Here is an 18,454-nt window from a genome sequence, read left to right on the forward strand (position 1 = left end):
GGTGGCTTCCCGGAGTCAGCGCCGCAGTTCGGCGACGAAGTCGTAGTAGTCGTTGCGGCAGTAGGTGTCGGTCAGCTCGATGGCGGTGTTGTCTTCGAGGTACCCAATGCGGGTCATCAGCAGCATCGCGGTGCCGGGCTTGATGCCCACCAGCGCCGCCTCTTCAGCCGAGGCATTGACTGCCTGTACGTGCTGAAGGGCGCGAACCACCGGGCGGCCGATACGATCCAGGTGGGCGTAGAGGGAGTCGCCTACGGTGGTGGGGTCACCCATCAGGCGGGCTGGCAGGCAGCTCTGCTCGATGGCCATGACCACGCCGTCGGCCTTGCGCAGACGCTTCATGCGCACGACCTTCTCAGTGGGCGACAGGCCCAGGCGGATGACCTCCTCGTGGGTCGGCAGGCTGATTTCGCGCTCCAGCCAGGTGGAACTGGGGGTGAAACCCTTGAGGCGAAGCATCTCGCTGAAGCTGGAAAGGCGCGACAGCGGCTGCTCCAGGCGTGGCGTGATGAAAGTTCCGGAGCCCTGGATGCGGTGTACCAGGCCCTGTTCGAGCAGGACCTCCAGCGCCTTGCGAGCGGTGACCCGCGACAGCCCGAGGAACTCGCTCAGGTTGCGCTCCGACGGCAAGGCTTCTTCCGCACGCCAGTGGCCGGCATGGATGGCGCTTTCCAGGCTGCGGGCCAGTTGCAGGTACAGCGGGGTGGACAGGGTTTCGTCCGGGCGCAGGGCCTGCAGGCGTTGCTCGGCGCTGATCAGGGGGCGCTGACTGCTCATGGCTGGCTCGATGGCAATAGAGTGGGATTTACGCTAATACCACTTAAATACCACGTCAACGCCAGTCATAAGATCGACAGGCGCTAGCCGACGAACTGTAATCGGTGTCGCAGATAGCCAAAAATCAGGGGGTAAGTACGGAAAAGGATTGCAGGGAGCGGCAGTAGTCCGGGGCGCACAACGAAAAACGCCGCCAGGGCAGGGCCGTGGCGGCGTTTGAACTGGTATCGATGTGGTTCGTGTCAGGGGCGGATCTCGATCAGCGTGCCGTCCTTGACCAGGCTCCAGACCTCGCGCATATCGGCGTTGGTCATGGCGATGCAGCCATTGGTCCAGTCCAGGGTCGAGAAGTACCACTCGGGGTAGTTCTCATCCATTGGCGTGCCGTGGATCATGATCATGCCGCCCGGCGGCAGGCTCTTTTCCCGCGCTTTGGCGACATCGCGCGCGTTGGGGTAGGAGATGTGCATGGAGAGGTTGTACTTGTCGCTGGTCTTGCGCCAGTCGAGCCAGTAGAAGCCTTCCGGCGTGCGGTTGTCGCCCTCGGCGAGTTTCGGGCCCTGCGGGCGTTTGCCCAGGGACACACGATAGCTCTTGAGAACCTTGCCGTTGCTCATGAGGTGCAGTTTGCGCTCGGACTTGAGCACGAGAATCTTGTCGATGTGACCGTCGAGCGTGGGCGTCGCATTGGCATGCGAGAACGCTGCGAAGGTCAGGCAAAGTACGGCAATCAACCAGCGCATCGAGTGGTGTTCCCCGGTAATTCCTAAAGTTCTAGAGGCCTGAAGCCTTAGAGGCGGTAAATGAGCTTATTAGTTCTTTTTCTGTACAGGCATTGGGAGAATCCCTTCGTTGCGTATCGGGAAGTTCTGAACGATCCGATCCGCCAGGAAATATTCTAAGGTACGGCCCACGGTGGGGAAAGCCAGCTCGCCCCACGGAATGTCGGATTCTTCGAAGAGTTGCACCTCCAGGCTTTCCTCGCCGGCGGAGAAGTCCAGGTCGGCCAGTTCGGCGCGGAAGAAGATATAAACCTGGCTGATATGCGGTAGATCAAAGACCGTATAAAGCTGCAGGCCGTGGACGCGGGCGTTGGCCTCCTCGAGGGTCTCGCGGGCGGCGGCCTGTTCCAGCGTCTCGCCGTTCTCCATGAAGCCCGCCGGCAACGTCCAGAAGCCCTGGCGCGGCTGGATGGCGCGGCGGCAGAGGAGGATGCGGCCCTCCCAAGCCGGCAGGCAGCCGGCGACGATCCTCGGGTTCTGGTAATGCACGACATGGCACTGGTCGCAGACGTAGCGCGGGCGATTGTCGCCGCTGGGAATGCGCAGGCTGACGCCGGCGCCGCACTGACTGCAGAATTTCATGCCGCTTCCTTGTTATCGATTCTTGGTTGGAAAGTGCGTCAATCTTGCGCGCAGCGCCAGGCGACCAGCAAGGGGCGGGGGTTGGGCAGGGCGTGTCTTTCGTGCCATGATCCTTCCATTAGAAGAATCGGCCCCCCGCAGGATGTTCGGCATGCTGGACCAGCTGCGCCAACGCATACAGACGCACACACCACGCGACCTTGAAACGGATCACAGCTTCCCCGAAGCGGCGGTCCTGCTCCCCATCACTCCCCAGGAAGAGCTCGTGCTCACCCTGCGCGCGACCGGGCTTTCCACTCACAGCGGCGAAGTCGCCTTCCCGGGTGGGCGCCGCGATCCGGAGGATGTGGACCTGATCCACACCGCCCTGCGCGAGGCCCAGGAGGAGATCGCCCTGCCGCCGGGCCTGGTGGAGGTCGTCGGGCCATTGAGCACCCTGGTCTCGCGGCACGGCATCCTGGTCAAGCCGTATGTCGGTTTTGTCCCCGATTTCGTGGAGTACCGCCCCAATGACGGCGAGATTGCCGCCGTCTTCAAGGTGCCGCTGGATTTCTTCCGCGGCGACCCGCGGGAAACCACCCACCGCATCGATTATTTCGGCCGCAGCTGGTACGTCCCGAGCTATCTGTTCGAGGGGTACAAGATCTGGGGCCTGTCCGCGATCATGCTGGTCGAGCTGCTGAACCTGCTGTACGACAGCGGCATCGACCTGCACCAGCCGCCGTCGACGTTCATCAAGCTGAGCTGAGACTCGATAATAAAGAGCGGCCCCCGCCTGAGGAGAAACCCATGAAGTACCGCCTGGGCTCGTCCCGAGTCGAAACCCATCCGGAAAGCTGGATTGCCCCCAATGCCACGGTAGTCGGCAAGGTGCGCCTCGACGCCAGCGCGAGTGTCTGGTTCAACGCCGTGCTGCGCGGCGACAACGAGCTGATCCATATCGGCGAGCACAGCAACGTGCAGGATGGCACCGTCATGCACACCGACATGGGCTTCCCGCTGACTCTGGGCAAGGGCGTCACCATCGGCCACAACGCCATGCTGCACGGCTGCTCGGTCGGCGATTACAGCCTGATCGGCATCAACGCGGTGATCCTCAACGGCGCGAAGATCGGCAAGTACTGCATCATCGGCGCCAACGCGCTGATCCCCGAGGGCAAGGAAATTCCCGATGGCTCGCTGGTCATGGGCTCGCCTGGCAAGGTGGTGCGTGAACTTACCGAGCCGCAGAAGAAGATGCTCGAAGCCAGCGCCGCCCATTACGTGCACAACGCCCAGCGTTACGCCCGAGACCTGGCCGAGCAGGAAGATGACTGAAGAACGCCCCGTCGCCTCGCCCTGCGTGCACGTTTGCGCGCTGGACGACGCCGACATCTGTCTGGGCTGCCAGCGCAGCGCCGCCGAAATCACCCGCTGGGGCCTGATGGGCAACGCCGAGCGCCGCGAGGTGCTCCTGCGTTGCGAACAGCGTGCCCGCGAGCAGGGCGTGCTGGTCTAGCCGCCCGCGAGCTTTTCCGTTTACGAACCACCCGTTTCGAACTTTCTTTCCCCGAGGTTTCCCGCAATGCCCCGTATTGGAACTCCCCTGTCGCCGAGCGCGACCCGCGTATTGCTCTGTGGCTCCGGTGAGCTGGGCAAGGAAGTGGCGATCGAGCTGCAGCGCCTGGGCTGCGAAGTCATCGCCGTCGACCGCTACGAGGATGCACCGGCCATGCAGGTCGCGCACCGCAGCCATGTGATCAGCATGCTCGACGGTGTTGCCCTGCGCGCGGTGATCGAGCAGGAGAAGCCGCACTACATCGTGCCGGAGATCGAAGCCATCGCCACCGCGACCCTGGTCGAGCTGGAGAGCGAAGGCTACACCGTCATTCCCACCGCCCGTGCCGCGCAGCTGACCATGAACCGCGAGGGCATCCGTCGCCTGGCCGCCGAGGAGCTGGGCCTGCCGACCTCGCCCTACCACTTCGCCGACACCTACGAGGACTACGCTGCTGGCGTCGCCGCCGTGGGTTACCCGTGCGTGGTGAAGCCGATCATGAGCTCCTCGGGCAAGGGCCAGAGCGTGCTGAAGTCCGATGCCGATCTGAAGACCGCCTGGGACTATGCCCAGGAAGGCGGCCGCGCCGGCAAGGGCCGGGTCATCGTCGAGGGCTTCATCGACTTCGACTACGAAATCACCCTGCTGACCGTGCGTCACATCGGTGGCACCACCTTCTGCGCGCCCATCGGTCACCGCCAGGTGAAGGGTGACTACCATGAGTCCTGGCAGCCCCAGGCCATGAGCCCGAAAGCGCTGGCCGAGTCCGAGCGGGTGGCCAAGGCGGTTACCGAGTCTCTGGGTGGCCGCGGCCTGTTCGGCGTGGAACTGTTCGTCAAGGGCGACGAAGTGTGGTTCAGCGAAGTGTCGCCGCGCCCGCATGACACCGGTCTGGTCACCCTGATTTCCCAGGATCTCTCGGAGTTCGCTCTGCACGCCCGCGCCATTCTTGGCCTGCCGATCCCGGTGATCCGCCAGCTGGGCGACTCCGCCTCGGCGGTGATCCTGGTGGAAGGCAAGTCGCAGCAGGTTTCCTTCGGCAACCTCGGTGCCGCGCTGAGCGAGCCGGACACCGCGCTGCGCCTGTTCGGCAAGCCGGAAGTGGATGGTCAGCGCCGCATGGGCGTTGCCCTGGCGCGCGACGAGTCGATCGACGCCGCCCGCGCCAAGGCCACTCGCTCGGCCCAGGCGGTCAAAGTCGAACTGTGAGCCGCTGGGCGGGGCTGGTCTGGTGGGCGGCGGCGTTGCCGCTGCTGCCGCTGGCCCTGCCCATGGCCGTGCGCACCCGGCGCACGGCTTTGCGCCTGGCTCCCGCCGCGGGCGTCCGTGAGGGCGTTGCCGGGGCGGAGCTGACTGGCGAACCCTTTCGTCTATTGCTGTTGGGGGAGTCCACCGTTGCCGGTGTTGGCGCGTCCTGCCTGGATTTCGCGCTGGCCGGCCGGCTGGCTTCGGCGCTCTCCGGTCGTCTCCAGCGGCCCGTCGTCTGGCGGGCGGCGGGGGAGAACGGCATCACTGCCGGTGAAGCCTGCGAGCGCCTGCTGCCGCTGGTCGCCGAACAGGATTATGAGCTGGTGGCGCTGGTCTTCGGCGTCAATGACACCACGCACTTCAGCTCCAGTCGGCACTGGCAGGGCTCTCTTGAACGACTGATCGAGCACTTCCGTGGACGTGGCGCTCGGGTCGTGTGCACGGCGGTTCCGCCGTTGCAGCACTTCACGGCTTTGCCTTGGCTGTTGCGGCAGTTGCTGGGGTGGCGCGCGGCGCTGCTGGATCGCCAGCTCCGCGCTCTGGCGCTGGCGCAGGGGGCGGGCTATTGCAGCGTGAGCCTGGAGATGCAGCCGCAGTTCCTCGCCATCGACGGCTATCACCCGTCGGCGCTGGGCTATCAGGTGTGGGGTGAGCACTTGGCTGAGTGGCTGGTGCAGGTGTAGGGCATACAACCATGCGCGGTTGTACGCCAATTGCCGCTGGCCCCGAGGCTCAGCTCGCAGTACCTGGCTCTTTGTAGGAGCGAGCTTGCTCGCGAACAAACGTATCCAGTTGTCCTGGCGTTGGGCCGTCCGCGAGCAAGCTTGCTCCTACAGAAGAGCAATTCCTCAGCGGATATCGTTCAGATCATCCCCGCGGGTCTCGCGCAGGCACAGCACGGCCAGCAGGCTGAGCGCCGCTGCTACCGACACGTAACCGCCCACCCAGCTCAATCCACCCATACCTACCAGCTTCTGCGCGATGTACGGGGCTAGCGAGGCGCCGAGAATACCGCCCAGGTTGTAGGCTGCCGAAGCGCCGGTGTAGCGCACGTGGGTGGGGAAGAGTTCCGGCAGCAGTGCGCCCATGGGGGCGAAGGTCACGCCCATGAGGAACAGTTCCAGCGACAGGAACACCGCTACTTCCACTGACGAGCCCTGGCTCAGCAGCGGCTCCATGGCGAAGCCCGAGGCGATGGCGGCGAGGGTGCCGACGATCAGCACCGGCTTGCGCCCGAAGCGGTCGCTCAGCCAGGCAGAGACTGGTGTGGCGGCGGCCATGAACAGTACGGCAATGCACAGCAGGCCGAGGAAGTCCTCGCGACTGTAGCCCAGGGTGCTGACGCCGTAGCTCAGGGAGAACACCGTGGAGATATAGAAGAGGGCGTAGCACACCACCATCGCCATGGCGCCCAGCAGAGTGGGGCGCCAGTGTTTGCTCAACAGGTCGGCGATCGGCAGGCTGGAACGCTCCTGGCGCTCCATGGCCTTGGCGAACACCGGGGTCTCCACCAGCTTCAAGCGTACGTAGAGGCCGACGATGACCAGTACAGCGCTGAGCACGAACGGAATACGCCAGCCCCAGGCGCGGAACTGTTCTTCGCTGAGCAGCATGGCCAGGCAGAGGAACAGGCCGTTGGCGGCCAGGAAACCAATCGACGGGCCCATCTGCGGGAACATGCCGAACCAGGCGCGGCGACCCTTGGGCGCGTTCTCGGTGGCCAGCAGCGCGGCGCCGCCCCATTCGCCACCCAGCCCCAGGCCCTGGCCGAAGCGCAGCACGCAGAGCAGGATCGGCGCCCACGCGCCGATGCTGTCGTAGCCCGGTAGCAGACCGATCAGTGTGGTGGAAATGCCCATCAGCAGCAGCGAGGCCACCAGGGTCGACTTGCGCCCGATACGGTCACCGAAGTGGCCGAACAACGCCGAGCCCAGCGGGCGAGCGAGGAAGGCGATGCCGAAGGTGATGAAGGCGCTGAGCGCCTGGGCGGTGCCGGAGGTCTGTGGGAAGAATACCGGGCCGATCACCAGCGCGGCGGCGGTGGCGTAGACGTAGAAGTCGTAGAACTCGATGGCGGTGCCGATGAAACTGGCCACCGCGACGCGGGTGGTGGAGTTGGTCTGTTCGGCCGGCTGTGCGGCTTCGAGGGTGGCGCTGGTCATACGGGGAAATTCCCTGGCAGTCAGGCACGGCGACGACTCTGGCGGTCGTGTCCGGCGTCATAGGAGGCATCGCCACGGTGCGAGTACGAGCGCGGCCCCGGATCGGGGCAGGGTGGGCGCGGCTCGCGGTGGGTCAGAGCGAGGCCGGCTGCTTCGCAAGGCAACGACGCAAGGTCGAGGCTCGGCGGGGCGTGCGATTGACTGGCCGGCGCGGCGTCACGGGTAGCGGCGGGCGTCGGTGGGAGGCTGGGTAAGCCGTCCGGATTATAGGGGCGGGCGGGGCGGCTCAGGCAAGCTCGTCGGCGTAGGGCTCTTTCGGCGGAGCGCCGGGCAGCCAGGCACGTACGCTTTTTACCCGGTTCTCGCCGGACTGCAGGATCTCCAGGCGGTAGCGGCCGATCTTCAGGCACACCGCGCAGTCGGGAATCTGCTCCAGCGCTTCGGTGACCAGCCCGTTGAGGGTCTTGGGGCCGTCACTGGGCAGTTGCCAGCCGAGGGCGCGATTGATGTCGCGCAGGTTGGCCGAGCCGTCGATCACGTAGGTGCCGTCGGCCTGGGGGTGGATGTCCGGGTTGCGCAGGGTGTTCTGGTTACTGAACTCGCCGACGATTTCTTCGAGGATGTCTTCCAGGGTGATGATGCCGATCACTTCGCCGTATTCGTCGACGACGATGCCGATGCGTCGCTTCTGCTTCTGGAAGTTGATCAGCTGGGTCGACAGCGGCGTGCTCTCGGGCACGAAGTAGGGCTCCAGGCACGCGGCCTTGAGGCTTTCCTTGGTCAACTGGTTGTGCGTCAGCAGGCGGGCGATCTGGCGCATGTGCACCACGCCTTCGACCTGGTTGATGTCATTGCGGAACACCGGCAGGCGGGTGTGGGTGGTGTTGCGCAACTGGCCGATGATGGTTTCCAGCTCGTCGTCCAGGTCGATGCCCTGGACTTCGTTGCGCGGCACCATCAGGTCGTTCACCGTGATCTTTTCCAGGTCGAGGATGCTCAGCAGCATGTCCTGGCGATTGTGGGTGAGCTTCTCGCTGGAGTCGGTGACGACGCTGCGCAGCTCGTCGTTGCTCAACGGCTTGCCGCCGCGCTGGGTCGGGTCGAGGCCGCCCAGGCGCAGCAGGAGGTTGCTGATGCCGGTCATCAGCCAGAGCAGCGGGCTGAACAGCTTCTGCATCCAGATCAGCGGCAGGCTGGCGGGGAAGGCTACGCGCTCGGGACGCAGGGCGGCGTAGGTCTTGGGGGTGATCTCGCCGAAGATCAGGAGGATCAGCGTCAGCACCACGGTGGCGATCGCCACGCCGGCTTCGCCCCATAAGCGCAGAGCCAGCAGGGTCGCCAGGGACGAGGCGATGATGTTGACGAAGTTGTTGCCGATCAGGATGGTCCCGAGCAGACGGTCGGTGCGCAGCAGCAGCCAGCTGGTGCGCCGCGCGCCGCGGTTGCCCTTCTTGGACAGGTGGCGCAGGCGGTAGCGGTCGAGGCTGAGCATGCCGGTCTCGACGCTGGAGAAGAACGCCGAGCAGAGGATCAGGAAGACCAGCAGGCCGATCAGGTAGCCGGGGTGGATCTCTTCCATGCGCGCAGGTCCTTCAGCGGCGCGTTGGCGCCGCCGTTAGCGTCAGATGTGCAGGATGAATTCCTTGACCAGCTTGCTGCCGAAGTAGGCCAGCATCAGCAGGCAGAAACCCGCGAGGGTCCAGCGGATCGCCTTGTGGCCCCGCCAGCCGAGCTGGTGGCGGCCCCACAGCAGTACGCCGAACACCACCCAGGCGAAGCAGGAGAGGATGGTCTTGTGCGCCAGGTGCTGGGCGAACAGGTTGTCGACGAACAGCCAGCCGGAGATCAGCGACAGCGAGAGCAGCGACCAGCCGCCCCAGAGGAAGCCGAACAGCAGGCTTTCCATGGTCTGCAACGGCGGGAAGTTGCGAATCAGGCCCGATGGGTGCTTGTTCTTCAACTGATGGTCCTGGACCAGCAGCAGCAGCGCCTGGACCACGGCGATGGTCAGCAGGCCGTAGGCGAGGATCGACAGCAGGATGTGAGCGAGGATGCCCGGCTGCTCATTGATCGGCTCGATGGTGCCGTGGGGCATCAGCACGGCCAGCAGGGTGGTCAGCGCACCGAGCGGATAAAGGAAAATCAGCAGGTTGTGCACCGGAATGCGCAGGCAGGCCAGCAGGGTCAGGGCGGTGACCGCGGCGGAGATCAGGCTGGCGGCGTTGAAGAAGTCCAGCGCCAGGCCCGCGGGCGTCAGCAGCTCCTGGCTCAGGCTGTAGACCTGACAGAGCAGGGCGATCAGGCCCAGCAGGAGGAGCAGCGGTTTCTGCGGCGGGGTGCGGCGGGCCAGGCTTGCGCCCTGGTAGGCAGTGGTGCCGATATAAAGGACGGCGGCGATCAGGCTGGGCAGCAGAGGTTGCATAAGTCCTTGGAACAGTCCGTCGACGGGGGACCCGAAAGGTGCTGAGTTTGGCACAGATCGCCCGCGCCTAGAAAGCCGCTGAGAACAGTTCGCTTCTGGGTTGGGACGCGGTCTGTCATATAGGGATCATCGGCGGTGTTGGCGTTGGCCGCACTTCGCTATAATCGGCGGCTTGCTGACAAGCCAAACCCTGGTCCGACCGGGCCTGATTAGGAACGCGCATGTTCGAAAACCTTACAGATCGCCTCTCGCAAACGCTGCGCCACGTCACCGGCAAGGCCAAGCTGACCGAGGACAACATCAAGGACACGCTCCGCGAAGTGCGGATGGCCCTGCTGGAGGCCGACGTGGCCCTGCCGGTGGTCAAGGACTTCGTCGCCAAGATCAAGGATCGCGCGGTCGGTACCGAGGTTTCCAAGAGCCTGACCCCGGGCCAGGCCTTCGTGAAGATCGTCCAGGCCGAACTGGTCGAGCTGATGGGCGCGGCCAACGAGGACCTCGATCTCAATGCTGCCCCGCCAGCGGTCATCCTGATGGCCGGCCTGCAGGGCGCGGGCAAGACCACCACCGCCGGCAAGCTGGCGCGCTTCCTTAAAGAGCGCAAGAAGAAGTCCGTGCTGGTGGTGTCCGCCGACGTCTACCGCCCGGCGGCGATCAAGCAGCTGGAAACCCTGGCCAGCGATATCGGCGTGAGCTTCTTCCCGTCCGATACCAGCCAGAAGCCGGTGGCCATCGCCGAGGCCGCGATTCGCGAAGCCAAGCTGAAGTTCATCGATGTGGTGATCGTCGACACCGCCGGTCGTCTGCACATCGACGCCGACATGATGGACGAGATCAAGCAGGTCCACGCGGCGATCAAACCGGTGGAAACCCTGTTCGTGGTCGACGCCATGACCGGCCAGGACGCCGCCAACACCGCCAAGGCCTTCAATGACGCGCTGCCGCTGACCGGCGTGGTGCTGACCAAGGTCGACGGCGACGCCCGTGGCGGTGCTGCGCTGTCGGTGCGCGCCATCACCGGCAAGCCGATCAAGTTCCTCGGCATGGGCGAGAAGAGCGAAGCGCTCGACCCGTTCCACCCCGATCGCGTGGCTTCGCGCATCCTCGGCATGGGCGACGTACTCAGCCTGATCGAGCAGGCCGAGCAGAGCATGGATCGCGAGAAGGCCGAGAAGCTCGCGAAGAAAATCAAGAAGGGCAAGGGTTTCGACCTGGAAGACTTCCGCGATCAGTTGCAACAGATGAAGAACATGGGCGGCCTCGGCGGCCTGATGGACAAGCTGCCGATGCTCGGCGGCGTCAACCTGTCGCAGATGGGCAACGCGCAGAACGCGGCGGAGAAGCAGTTCAAGCAGATGGAGGCGATCATCAACTCCATGACCCCCGGCGAGCGCCGTGATCCGGAAGTGATCAGCGGTTCGCGCAAACGCCGCATCGCCATGGGCTCGGGTACCCAGGTGCAGGACGTCGGTCGCCTCATCAAGCAGCACAAGCAGATGCAGAAGATGATGAAGAAGGTCACCGCCAAGGGCGGCATGGCCAAGATGATGCGCGGCATGGGGAGCATGTTCCCCGGCGGCATGCCGAAGATGTAAGCCCAGGCGGCTCGCCACCTGGCGGACCGGACGCGCTGCGGCTTGCGGCGCGGGGTTTTAGCTCATAGAATATGCGGCCTTTCGGGCTATGTGCCCGAGGGCTGCATTTCTTTTTTGCAAGCAAACCATAGGAACAACGTACGCATGGTAACCATTCGTCTGGCTCGTGGCGGCTCCAAGAAGCGCCCGTTCTATCACCTGACCGTGACCAACAGCCGCAACGCTCGCGACGGCCGTTTTGTTGAGCGCGTCGGCTTCTTCAACCCCGTCGCCACTGGCGCCGAGCCCAAGTTCTCGGTCAACCAGGAGCGTCTGAACTACTGGCTGAGCCAAGGCGCTCAACCGTCTGAGCGTGTTGCTCAGCTGATCAAGGAAGCCGCCAAGGCTGCCTGAGATCGATGAACACGAATCCTGCTCCCGCCGAGGAGATGGTAGTTCTCGGCAAGATCGTATCGGTGCACGGTATTCGTGGTGAGGTGAAGGTGTATTCCTTTACCGATCCGTTGGACAACCTGCTGGACTATCGTCGCTGGACGCTCAAGCGTGGCAACGAGGTTCGACAGGCGGAGCTGGTTCAAGGTCGCGTACAGGGCAATGTCCTGGTCGTGAAGCTGAAGGGACTGGAAGATCGCGAGATCGCCCGCACCTTCGCTGAATTCGAAATCCTGGTCCCGCGCAGCGAGCTGCCGGTGCTGGAGGATGGCGAGTTCTACTGGAGCCAGTTGGAAGGTCTCAAGGTGATCGACCAGAACGGGCAACTGTTCGGGATTCTCGACCACATGCTGGAGACCGGCGCCAACGATGTGATGGTAGTCAAGCCCTGCGCAGGCAGCTTGGACGACCGTGAACGCCTGCTCCCGTATACGGATCAGTGCGTGCATTCGGTAGACCTGGAAGCCGGTGAGATTCGGGTGGACTGGGACGCGGACTTCTAATTCATGTGGATGAGAGCCTTCAGCCAATGTGGATAGGGGTCATCAGCATCTTTCCGGAGATGTTTCGCGCCATCAGCGATTACGGCATCACGAGTCGCGCGGTCAAGCAGGAGCTGATTCAGCTTCAGTGCTTCAACCCGCGGAGCAACACCGAGGACCGTCACCAGACGGTGGACGACAGGCCTTTCGGCGGTGGTCCCGGCATGGTGATGAAAATCAAGCCGCTCGAAGGCGCGTTGGGCGATGCCCGGCAAGCTGCAGGCGGACCGGTGAAGGTGATCTACCTCTCGCCGCAAGGTCGCAAGCTCACGCAGGCGGCCGTGAAAGAACTGGCGAACGAGGAGCGTCTGATCCTGATCGCCGGGCGTTACGAAGGCATCGACGAGCGCTTCATTGAAGAGCATGTCGATGAGGAATGGTCGGTTGGCGATTATGTCTTGTCCGGGGGTGAGCTTCCGGCCATGGTGCTGATTGACGCGGTCACGCGGTTGTTGCCCGGTGCATTGGGCCACGTGGACTCCGCCGAGGAGGACTCCTTCACGGATGGCCTGCTCGACTGTCCGCACTACACCCGACCTGAGGTGTACGCAGACAAACGTGTTCCGGAGGTGCTGCTCAGCGGCAACCACGAACACATCCGGCGCTGGCGTTTACAGCAGTCCTTAGGCAGGACCTGGGAACGACGTGCCGATCTTCTGGATTGCCGCTCGCTTTCTGGAGAAGAGAAAAAGCTGCTGGAGGAATACATCCGCCAGCGGAACGATAGTTAACGTATCGATGGCGAGCGCCGAGCGCTTGTCTTAGGAGCACGAAATGACCAACAAGATCATTCAGCAGATCGAAGCTGAACAGATGAGCAAAGAGATTCCGGCGTTCGCCCCCGGCGACACCGTAATCGTCCAGGTTAAAGTGAAGGAAGGCGACCGTCAGCGTCTGCAGGCCTTCGAAGGCGTTGTCATCGGCAAGCGTAACCGCGGCCTGAACAGTGCTTTCACCGTTCGCAAGATCTCCAACGGCGTAGGCGTTGAGCGTACCTTCCAGACCTACAGCCCGCTGGTTGACAGCATTTCCGTCAAGCGTCGCGGCGACGTGCGCAAGGCCAAGCTGTACTACCTCCGCGAACTGTCCGGCAAGGCAGCACGCATCAAGGAAAAACTGGCCTAAGTCGCCGGTTGTTCCCGAAAAAAGCAGCCCACGGGCTGCTTTTTTCTTGCCTGTCGTTTAGCGATCGGCGCCATCTGCCTTCGTCAGCGCATTAGAAACACAACACCCGCAACACCGGCAGCCACCTTTATTGCATCAGGTAGCAGTGGCATGAGCCCCAGAGAGCAAGAAATACTCCGTCGCACAGAGCTGGCGGAAACCCGTGTGACCAAGGCGGTCTTCCCGCCCACCACCAACCACCACAACACCCTGTTCGGCGGCACTGCGCTGGCCTGGATGGACGAAGTCTCGTTCATCGCCGCGACACGCTTCTGCCGTCTGCCGCTGGTGACTGTGTCCACCGACCGCATCGATTTCAAACACCCGATTCCCGCCGGCTCCATCGTCGAGCTGATCGGCCGGGTGGTGAAGGTGGGCAACACCAGCCTCAAGGTCGAAGTGGAAGTGTTCGTCGAGAGCATGTCCGCCGACGGCCGCGAGAAGGCCATCCATGGGCTGTTCAGTTTCGTTGCCATTGACGACGAGAAGCGCCCGGTGCCGGTCCTGCCCGGCTTTGAGGCCTGAAACGCAAGAAGGCGCCCACGGGCGCCTTCATTCATTTAGACGGGAGCAGTTTTTCGTAGGAGCGAGCTTGCTCGCGAACAATTTAACCGACCAGGTCAGTGTTGGGCGGTTCGCGAGCAATAACGATGGCGTCCCCGTCGCTCCTACAGCAACGCTCAGTGGCGCAGGCTGATCTTCAGCGAGGCCTGGGACAGGTCGATGTTCTGCAGGCTCAGGCTGCCCATGCTCTGGGTCTTGGGTGCGCCGGCGACGCGGATGTTGTCGAAGCGCACTTCGCCAATGGAGCTGGGCAGGCGCACGTTGATCGAGCCGTCCGCGTTCAGCGAGGAAGAGGCGTGTGCGGTGTCGTACTGCACGTCGTGCAGTGAGGTCTCGGCGTCGAGGCTATCCACCACTGGCATCACCAGGCGGGAAAGCTGCTTGATCGCACCGACGCCGTCGCCGCTTTCGGCGCTGACCAGCAGGCTCTGCAGGGTGTCGTCGAAGCCCTGGGCGCTGACGTCGCTCATCTCGCGGTCGCTCAGCGGTTTCAGGCCCTTGGGCGTCTCATGGCGGGTGATGCTGCTGGGCGCCTGGCGCTGCACATCGGCGTTGGCCAGTTGGAACGGGCTGAGCAGGGCCGCAACCAAGGTTGCCGCCAGGCGCAGGTTGTTCTGTTTCTTCAGTGCACGGCCGAGTTGGCGCTCAGTGATCCAGCCCTGCTGGATCAAGGTTTCGCCCAGGCGCAGTCCGTTGGTGAGCTGGAGCTGGATGGCCTTGTCCAGCTGATGGGCGGTGATCAGCCCCTTGCTGACAAGGATCTGGCCGAGGCGGGAGTTCTGTTGACTGGGCATGGCGTGGGCTTCGTACGGTGCAATGATGGCGTGGTGCAATCATTGTCTGCCAGACGAATTCTGTCACCAGCCTAAAGATAGGCAGACATGGCCGGTCGTCAGGTTGTTGCGGAGCGCGTCGTTTCTTGCGCACTCGGTGCATTTTCGGGCGCCTCCTCGATCAGCGAAATCACCGTCCAGCCCGTGCTGGGAGTCAGTGGCTGCTCATGGCTGGCAATATGCAGGCGTCCGCTCGGATCCCTGGCGAACAGCAACAGTGCGCGGTTGCCGTGCTGGGCCTGGTAGTCCTCCCAGCCGAAGTTCTCGCTGAGCAGTGTCGACCGAATTTCCGCTCCCCGCGCGATCTGGCCGGCGATCTGCGGGAAGGTGATCGCTGATTGGCCCAGCGCACGGCCACGATGACGGTCGCTGACCCGATGCTTTTCGCTGCGTCGGCTGTCCTGGCTGCTGGGCAGGATGAAGCGCTGACGCGCGTTGAACTCGTGGCGGAAACTCATGCACATCAGGGCATTGAGCTCGGCGTTGGGCGACAGGGCCAGGAGATGTCCCAGTCCGATCAGGTCCAGGTGTGCCTCGGCATGTTGCGAGGCCGGATTGCCGAAATAGGTGGGTAGATTGTCCATGCGCGCAGCGCGGGTGTTCTCCCAGCTCGAATCGGTCAGCAGTACCTTCACCCCGGCATTCTGCAGGCCGCTGCCAATGGCGCGGGCAACCGGGTTGGCGCCGATGATCAGGAAACCGGTGGGCACCGGCTCGGCGACTTTCAGCAGGCGCGCCAGGGGGCGTGCCGTAGCGCTCTGCAGGATCACCGTGCCGATGATGATCAGGAAGGTGAGGGGGACCAGCACGCCGGCCTGGGCGTGGCCGGCCTCCTGCAGGCGGATGGCGAAGATCGCTGAAACGGCTGCGGCGACGATGCCGCGTGGTGCGATCCAGCTCAACAGCGCTCGCTCGCGCCAGTTGAGCGTGGAGCCGGCGGTGGCGATCAGCACGTTCAGTGGGCGCGCGACGAACTGAATCAGTGCCAACACCAGCAGTGCTATCGGCCCCAGGCCCAGTAACGCCGGCAGGTCCAGTCGCGCGGCCAGCAGCACGAAGAGGCCGGAAATCAGCAGGACACTGAGGTTCTCCTTGAAGTGCAGAATGTGCCGCACGTCGACGCCTTGCATGTTGGCAAGGCGCAGCCCCATCACGGTCACTGCCAGTAGTCCCGACTCGGACATCAGGGTATTGGACAGGACGAAGACACCGAGGACCACGGAGAGCGAGGCCAGGTTGTGCAGGTAGTCCGGCAGCCAGTGGCGCCTCAGGCTAACGCCCAGCGCCTGGCCGCCCAGCAGGCCGGCGGCGATCCCGGTGCCGATCACGCTGAAGAAGGTCAGCAGGCTGTCCAGCCAGCCGGCCCCGACATCGCTCGCGGCGATGAAGGTGTAAACCACCACCGCGAGAATGGCGCCGATAGGGTCGATCACGATGCCTTCCCAGCGCAGGATGTTGGCGATCGTGGCGTTGGGCCGCACCACGCGCAGCATCGGCACTATCACCGTAGGCCCGGTGACCAGGGTGAGGGTGCCGAACAGCAGGGCCATTTCCCAGGTGAAGTCCAGCAGGTAGTGGGTCGCCAGCGCGATCACGCCCCAGGTGAGGAGCGCGCCTACGGTGACCAGGCGCCGCACCACGGTGCCGATTTCCTTCCACTCGTCCAGGTGCAGGGTCAGGCTGCCCTCGAACAGCACCAGAGCCACCGCGAGAGAGACCAGCGGGAACAGCAGTGGCCCGAATAGCATCTCCGGCGACAGCAGGTGCAGCACGGGGCCGACCAGTATGCCGCTCAGCAGCAGGAACAGGATCGCCGGTAGCCGCAGGCGCCACGCGAGCCACTGGCTGGCAAGGGAGGCAGCGCCGATTCCGGCAAGAGCGTAGTAGGTGCTGTGTTCGTCCATGGAGCAGTGGCGTCCTTTGCGAGACTGGAGAGGGGATGGAGGTTATGAAAGACTACCCGCGCCACATCTTCCTTTGCCATGGCTTTAGATGAACCCGCTACCGCATTCATTGATCGATCGTTTCCTCGACGCCCTCTGGCTGGAGAAGGGCCTTTCCGACAATACCCGCAGCGCCTATGGAAGCGACCTGGCCCTGTTCAATGGCTGGCTGGATGAGCGTGGTGTGGCGCTGGAGTCGGCCGGGCGTGATGTGATCCTCGACCACCTGGCCTGGCGCCTGGGGGAGGGCTACAAAGCACGGTCCACGGCTCGATTCCTTTCCGGGCTGCGCGGTTTCTATCGTTACTGCCTGCGCGAGGGGTTGATCAGCGAAGACCCGACCCTGCTGATAGAGCTGCCACAGTTGGGAAAACCGTTGCCCAAGTCGCTGTCAGAGTCGGATGTGGAGGCCCTGCTGGCGGCTCCGGAGACCGACGACCCGCTCGGCCTGCGCGATCGCACCATGCTCGAGGTTTTGTATGCATGCGGACTGCGCGTCAGCGAGCTGGTCGGGCTGACCCTGGAGCAGGTCAACCTGCGTCAGGGCGTGGTGCGCGTGCTTGGCAAGGGCAGCAAGGAGCGCCTGGTGCCGCTGGGTGAGGAGGCCATCCGCTGGATCGAGCGCTATGTCCGCGAGGCGCGCGGCGATCTGCTGGCCGGTAAGCCGAGTGACGTGCTGTTTCCCAGCCTGCGCGGCGAGCAGATGACCCGGCAGACCTTCTGGCACCGCATCAAACTGCACGCCAGGGTCGCCGGTATCGGCAAGAGCCTGTCGCCGCACACCCTGCGGCACGCCTTCGCCACCCATCTGCTCAACCACGGCGCCGACCTGCGCGTGGTACAGATGCTGCTGGGCCACAGCGACCTCTCGACTACGCAGATCTACACGCACATTGCCCGTGCCCGTCTGCAGGACCTGCATACCCAACACCACCCCCGCGGCTGAGCTGACACTGTAGGAGCGAGCTTGCTCGCGAACGCATTTCTCCGAATCTTTCCGGGTTGTGCGGTTCGCGAGCAAGCTCGCTCCTACAGAAGAGCCGCCGAAGCTTCCGGCTACAGCCTGCGGCTCGGCCTGCCCCGTCTGGTGTGGTAGTCTTCGCCGACTGACATCAGGAGCTTTCCATGCGTTTGTCCCGACTTCTGACTGCCGCGGCCCTTGGCCTCGTCAGCACCCTCGCCCTGGCCGCCGAACCGGATCAGGCGATCCGTACTACCCTGCAGTCCCTGCAGCCTGACCTGCCCATCGAGAACATTTCCAAGGGCCCCCTGGAAGGCATCTACCAGGTCCAGCTCAAGGGCGGCCGGATTCTCTATGCCAGCGCCGACGGCCAGTTCGTCGTGCAGGGCAACATCTATCAGGTGAAGGACGGCAAGCCGACCAACCTGACCGAGAAGGCCGAGAGCGCCGGCGTGGCCAAGACCATCAACGCCATTCCCGCCAAGGACATGGTGGTGTTCCCGGCCAAAGGCGAGACCAAGGCGCACATCACCGTCTTCACCGACACCACCTGCCCGTATTGCCAGAAAATGCACGCCGAAGTACCGGAGCTGCAGAAACGCGGTATCGAAGTGCGCTACCTGGCCTTCCCGCGGCAGGGCCCGAACTCGCCTGGCGACCAGCAGCTGCAGGCCGTATGGTGCTCCAAGGACCGCCAGGCAGCCATGACCGACATGTTCCATGAGAAGGAAGTGAAGGCTGCCAAGTGCGAGAACCCGGTGGATGCGCAGTTCGCCCTGGGCCAGATGGTCGGTGTGCAGGGCACCCCGGCGGTCATCCTCGCCGACGGCACCATGCTGCCGGGCTACCAGCCGGCTGCCCAGATCGCCAAGCTGGCGCTGGAAGCCAAGTAAGCCGCGGCTTGCGCTCT

The 18,454-nt window shown here is 64.0% G+C and carries 21 protein-coding genes; 13 read left to right on the top strand and 8 right to left on the bottom strand.

Translation table 11 applies throughout. From position 1 onward, the window contains the following. Nucleotides 1–15: 15 nt before the first annotated feature. The 3 genes from CTR55_RS07710 to CTR55_RS07720 all read right to left on the bottom strand — a co-directional run bounded on the left by CTR55_RS07710 (nucleotide 16) and on the right by CTR55_RS07720 (nucleotide 2,141). Nucleotides 16–777: a GntR family transcriptional regulator gene (locus CTR55_RS07710; RefSeq protein ID WP_296285330.1), complete on the bottom strand. Its 762-nt coding sequence runs from the start codon at nucleotides 775–777 to the stop codon at nucleotides 16–18. A gap of 242 nt (nucleotides 778–1,019) precedes the next feature. Next, the gene (locus tag CTR55_RS07715; RefSeq protein WP_296285331.1) at nucleotides 1,020–1,520 is read right to left on the bottom strand and encodes a L,D-transpeptidase family protein; all 501 of its coding nucleotides are present in this window, start codon (nucleotides 1,518–1,520) and stop codon (nucleotides 1,020–1,022) included. A gap of 69 nt (nucleotides 1,521–1,589) precedes the next feature. Then, nucleotides 1,590–2,141: an NUDIX hydrolase gene (locus CTR55_RS07720; RefSeq protein ID WP_296285332.1), complete on the bottom strand. Its 552-nt coding sequence runs from the start codon at nucleotides 2,139–2,141 to the stop codon at nucleotides 1,590–1,592. 142 nt (nucleotides 2,142–2,283) lie between these two features. Between CTR55_RS07720 and CTR55_RS07725 the strand changes: the two genes are divergently transcribed. The 5 genes from CTR55_RS07725 to CTR55_RS07745 all read left to right on the top strand — a co-directional run bounded on the left by CTR55_RS07725 (nucleotide 2,284) and on the right by CTR55_RS07745 (nucleotide 5,609). Beyond that, a complete protein-coding gene (locus tag CTR55_RS07725; RefSeq protein ID WP_296285333.1) occupies nucleotides 2,284–2,889 on the top strand; it encodes a CoA pyrophosphatase in 606 nt (201 codons plus the stop codon). A gap of 41 nt (nucleotides 2,890–2,930) precedes the next feature. Then, the gene (locus CTR55_RS07730) at nucleotides 2,931–3,458 is read left to right on the top strand and encodes a gamma carbonic anhydrase family protein (RefSeq protein ID WP_296285334.1); all 528 of its coding nucleotides are present in this window, start codon (nucleotides 2,931–2,933) and stop codon (nucleotides 3,456–3,458) included. Continuing rightward, nucleotides 3,451–3,639, top strand: a complete 189-nt coding sequence (locus CTR55_RS07735; protein ID WP_296285335.1) for a DUF1289 domain-containing protein — start codon at nucleotides 3,451–3,453, stop codon at nucleotides 3,637–3,639. Before CTR55_RS07730 ends, CTR55_RS07735 begins: the two co-directional genes overlap by 8 nt. A gap of 66 nt (nucleotides 3,640–3,705) precedes the next feature. After that, complete coding sequence (purT, locus tag CTR55_RS07740; RefSeq protein WP_296285336.1) at nucleotides 3,706–4,887, top strand: formate-dependent phosphoribosylglycinamide formyltransferase; 1,182 nt, start codon at nucleotides 3,706–3,708, stop codon at nucleotides 4,885–4,887. Next, nucleotides 4,884–5,609, top strand: coding sequence for an SGNH/GDSL hydrolase family protein (locus tag CTR55_RS07745; protein WP_296285337.1), 726 nt, complete (start codon nucleotides 4,884–4,886; stop codon nucleotides 5,607–5,609). The genes purT and CTR55_RS07745 overlap by 4 nt, the downstream gene beginning before the upstream one ends. Nucleotides 5,610–5,774: 165 nt before the next feature. Here CTR55_RS07745 and CTR55_RS07750 read toward each other — a convergent pair whose 3' ends face one another. From CTR55_RS07750 to CTR55_RS07760, 3 genes are all read right to left on the bottom strand, one after another. Continuing rightward, complete coding sequence (locus CTR55_RS07750) at nucleotides 5,775–7,088, bottom strand: MFS transporter (protein WP_296285338.1); 1,314 nt, start codon at nucleotides 7,086–7,088, stop codon at nucleotides 5,775–5,777. 286 nt (nucleotides 7,089–7,374) lie between these two features. Beyond that, entirely contained in the window at nucleotides 7,375–8,667 is a 1,293-nt protein-coding gene (locus CTR55_RS07755; RefSeq protein ID WP_296285339.1) for an HlyC/CorC family transporter, read from the bottom strand. Between the two features lie 42 nt (nucleotides 8,668–8,709). Then, nucleotides 8,710–9,510, bottom strand: coding sequence for an inner membrane protein YpjD (locus tag CTR55_RS07760; protein WP_296285340.1), 801 nt, complete (start codon nucleotides 9,508–9,510; stop codon nucleotides 8,710–8,712). Nucleotides 9,511–9,731: 221 nt separating this feature from the next. On the opposite strand from CTR55_RS07760, the gene ffh reads away from it, so the two are divergent. The 6 genes from ffh to CTR55_RS07790 all read left to right on the top strand — a co-directional run bounded on the left by ffh (nucleotide 9,732) and on the right by CTR55_RS07790 (nucleotide 13,768). Then, on the top strand, nucleotides 9,732–11,105 hold the full coding sequence (gene ffh / locus CTR55_RS07765; protein ID WP_296285341.1) for a signal recognition particle protein: 1,374 nt from the start codon (nucleotides 9,732–9,734) through the stop codon (nucleotides 11,103–11,105). A gap of 144 nt (nucleotides 11,106–11,249) precedes the next feature. Continuing rightward, nucleotides 11,250–11,498, top strand: coding sequence for a 30S ribosomal protein S16 (rpsP, locus tag CTR55_RS07770; RefSeq protein WP_296285342.1), 249 nt, complete (start codon nucleotides 11,250–11,252; stop codon nucleotides 11,496–11,498). Nucleotides 11,499–11,503: 5 nt separating this feature from the next. After that, nucleotides 11,504–12,040, top strand: coding sequence for a ribosome maturation factor RimM (gene rimM, locus CTR55_RS07775; RefSeq protein ID WP_296285343.1), 537 nt, complete (start codon nucleotides 11,504–11,506; stop codon nucleotides 12,038–12,040). Between the two features lie 5 nt (nucleotides 12,041–12,045). Then, entirely contained in the window at nucleotides 12,046–12,810 is a 765-nt protein-coding gene (trmD, locus tag CTR55_RS07780; RefSeq protein WP_253444704.1) for a tRNA (guanosine(37)-N1)-methyltransferase TrmD, read from the top strand. Between the two features lie 43 nt (nucleotides 12,811–12,853). Further along, on the top strand, nucleotides 12,854–13,204 hold the full coding sequence (gene rplS / locus CTR55_RS07785; RefSeq protein ID WP_017522234.1) for a 50S ribosomal protein L19: 351 nt from the start codon (nucleotides 12,854–12,856) through the stop codon (nucleotides 13,202–13,204). A gap of 150 nt (nucleotides 13,205–13,354) precedes the next feature. Further along, nucleotides 13,355–13,768: an acyl-CoA thioesterase gene (locus tag CTR55_RS07790; protein WP_296285344.1), complete on the top strand. Its 414-nt coding sequence runs from the start codon at nucleotides 13,355–13,357 to the stop codon at nucleotides 13,766–13,768. A 155-nt stretch (nucleotides 13,769–13,923) separates the two neighbouring features. Here the strand turns inward: CTR55_RS07790 and CTR55_RS07795 are convergent, their stop codons facing one another. Next, the gene (locus CTR55_RS07795; protein WP_296285345.1) at nucleotides 13,924–14,601 is read right to left on the bottom strand and encodes a hypothetical protein; all 678 of its coding nucleotides are present in this window, start codon (nucleotides 14,599–14,601) and stop codon (nucleotides 13,924–13,926) included. 98 nt (nucleotides 14,602–14,699) lie between these two features. Next, the gene (locus CTR55_RS07800; protein WP_296285346.1) at nucleotides 14,700–16,544 is read right to left on the bottom strand and encodes a sodium:proton antiporter; all 1,845 of its coding nucleotides are present in this window, start codon (nucleotides 16,542–16,544) and stop codon (nucleotides 14,700–14,702) included. An 88-nt stretch (nucleotides 16,545–16,632) separates the two neighbouring features. Here CTR55_RS07800 and xerD point away from each other — a divergent pair, with 88 nt between their 5' ends. Both xerD and CTR55_RS07810 read left to right on the top strand, forming a co-directional pair. Then, entirely contained in the window at nucleotides 16,633–17,529 is an 897-nt protein-coding gene (xerD, locus tag CTR55_RS07805) for a site-specific tyrosine recombinase XerD (RefSeq protein WP_296285347.1), read from the top strand. 179 nt (nucleotides 17,530–17,708) lie between these two features. Beyond that, nucleotides 17,709–18,437 carry a thioredoxin fold domain-containing protein gene (locus tag CTR55_RS07810; RefSeq protein ID WP_296285348.1) on the top strand — a complete coding sequence of 243 codons (729 nt, stop codon included), beginning with the start codon at nucleotides 17,709–17,711 and terminating at the stop codon, nucleotides 18,435–18,437. Nucleotides 18,438–18,454: the final 17 nt, after the last annotated feature.

Source organism: Pseudomonas sp., from assembly GCF_002796985.1.
GTDB lineage: Bacteria > Pseudomonadota > Gammaproteobacteria > Pseudomonadales > Pseudomonadaceae > Pseudomonas.

What these genes read in the sequence shown, in the direction of transcription:
- CTR55_RS07710 (WP_296285330.1), bottom strand. Translation starts at nt 777, where the DNA reads ATGAGCAGTCAGCGCCCCCTGATCAGCGCCGAGCAACGCCTGCAGGCC.
- CTR55_RS07715 (WP_296285331.1), bottom strand. Translation starts at nt 1,520, where the DNA reads ATGCGCTGGTTGATTGCCGTACTTTGCCTGACCTTCGCAGCGTTCTCG.
- CTR55_RS07720 (WP_296285332.1), bottom strand. Translation starts at nt 2,141, where the DNA reads ATGAAATTCTGCAGTCAGTGCGGCGCCGGCGTCAGCCTGCGCATTCCC.
- CTR55_RS07725 (WP_296285333.1), top strand. Translation starts at nt 2,284, where the DNA reads ATGTTCGGCATGCTGGACCAGCTGCGCCAACGCATACAGACGCACACA.
- CTR55_RS07730 (WP_296285334.1), top strand. Translation starts at nt 2,931, where the DNA reads ATGAAGTACCGCCTGGGCTCGTCCCGAGTCGAAACCCATCCGGAAAGC.
- CTR55_RS07735 (WP_296285335.1), top strand. Translation starts at nt 3,451, where the DNA reads ATGACTGAAGAACGCCCCGTCGCCTCGCCCTGCGTGCACGTTTGCGCG.
- purT (WP_296285336.1), top strand. Translation starts at nt 3,706, where the DNA reads ATGCCCCGTATTGGAACTCCCCTGTCGCCGAGCGCGACCCGCGTATTG.
- CTR55_RS07750 (WP_296285338.1), bottom strand. Translation starts at nt 7,088, where the DNA reads ATGACCAGCGCCACCCTCGAAGCCGCACAGCCGGCCGAACAGACCAAC.
- CTR55_RS07755 (WP_296285339.1), bottom strand. Translation starts at nt 8,667, where the DNA reads ATGGAAGAGATCCACCCCGGCTACCTGATCGGCCTGCTGGTCTTCCTG.
- CTR55_RS07760 (WP_296285340.1), bottom strand. Translation starts at nt 9,510, where the DNA reads ATGCAACCTCTGCTGCCCAGCCTGATCGCCGCCGTCCTTTATATCGGC.
- ffh (WP_296285341.1), top strand. Translation starts at nt 9,732, where the DNA reads ATGTTCGAAAACCTTACAGATCGCCTCTCGCAAACGCTGCGCCACGTC.
- rpsP (WP_296285342.1), top strand. Translation starts at nt 11,250, where the DNA reads ATGGTAACCATTCGTCTGGCTCGTGGCGGCTCCAAGAAGCGCCCGTTC.
- rimM (WP_296285343.1), top strand. Translation starts at nt 11,504, where the DNA reads ATGAACACGAATCCTGCTCCCGCCGAGGAGATGGTAGTTCTCGGCAAG.
- rplS (WP_017522234.1), top strand. Translation starts at nt 12,854, where the DNA reads ATGACCAACAAGATCATTCAGCAGATCGAAGCTGAACAGATGAGCAAA.
- CTR55_RS07790 (WP_296285344.1), top strand. Translation starts at nt 13,355, where the DNA reads ATGAGCCCCAGAGAGCAAGAAATACTCCGTCGCACAGAGCTGGCGGAA.
- CTR55_RS07795 (WP_296285345.1), bottom strand. Translation starts at nt 14,601, where the DNA reads ATGCCCAGTCAACAGAACTCCCGCCTCGGCCAGATCCTTGTCAGCAAG.
- CTR55_RS07800 (WP_296285346.1), bottom strand. Translation starts at nt 16,544, where the DNA reads ATGGACGAACACAGCACCTACTACGCTCTTGCCGGAATCGGCGCTGCC.
- xerD (WP_296285347.1), top strand. Translation starts at nt 16,633, where the DNA reads ATGAACCCGCTACCGCATTCATTGATCGATCGTTTCCTCGACGCCCTC.
- CTR55_RS07810 (WP_296285348.1), top strand. Translation starts at nt 17,709, where the DNA reads ATGCGTTTGTCCCGACTTCTGACTGCCGCGGCCCTTGGCCTCGTCAGC.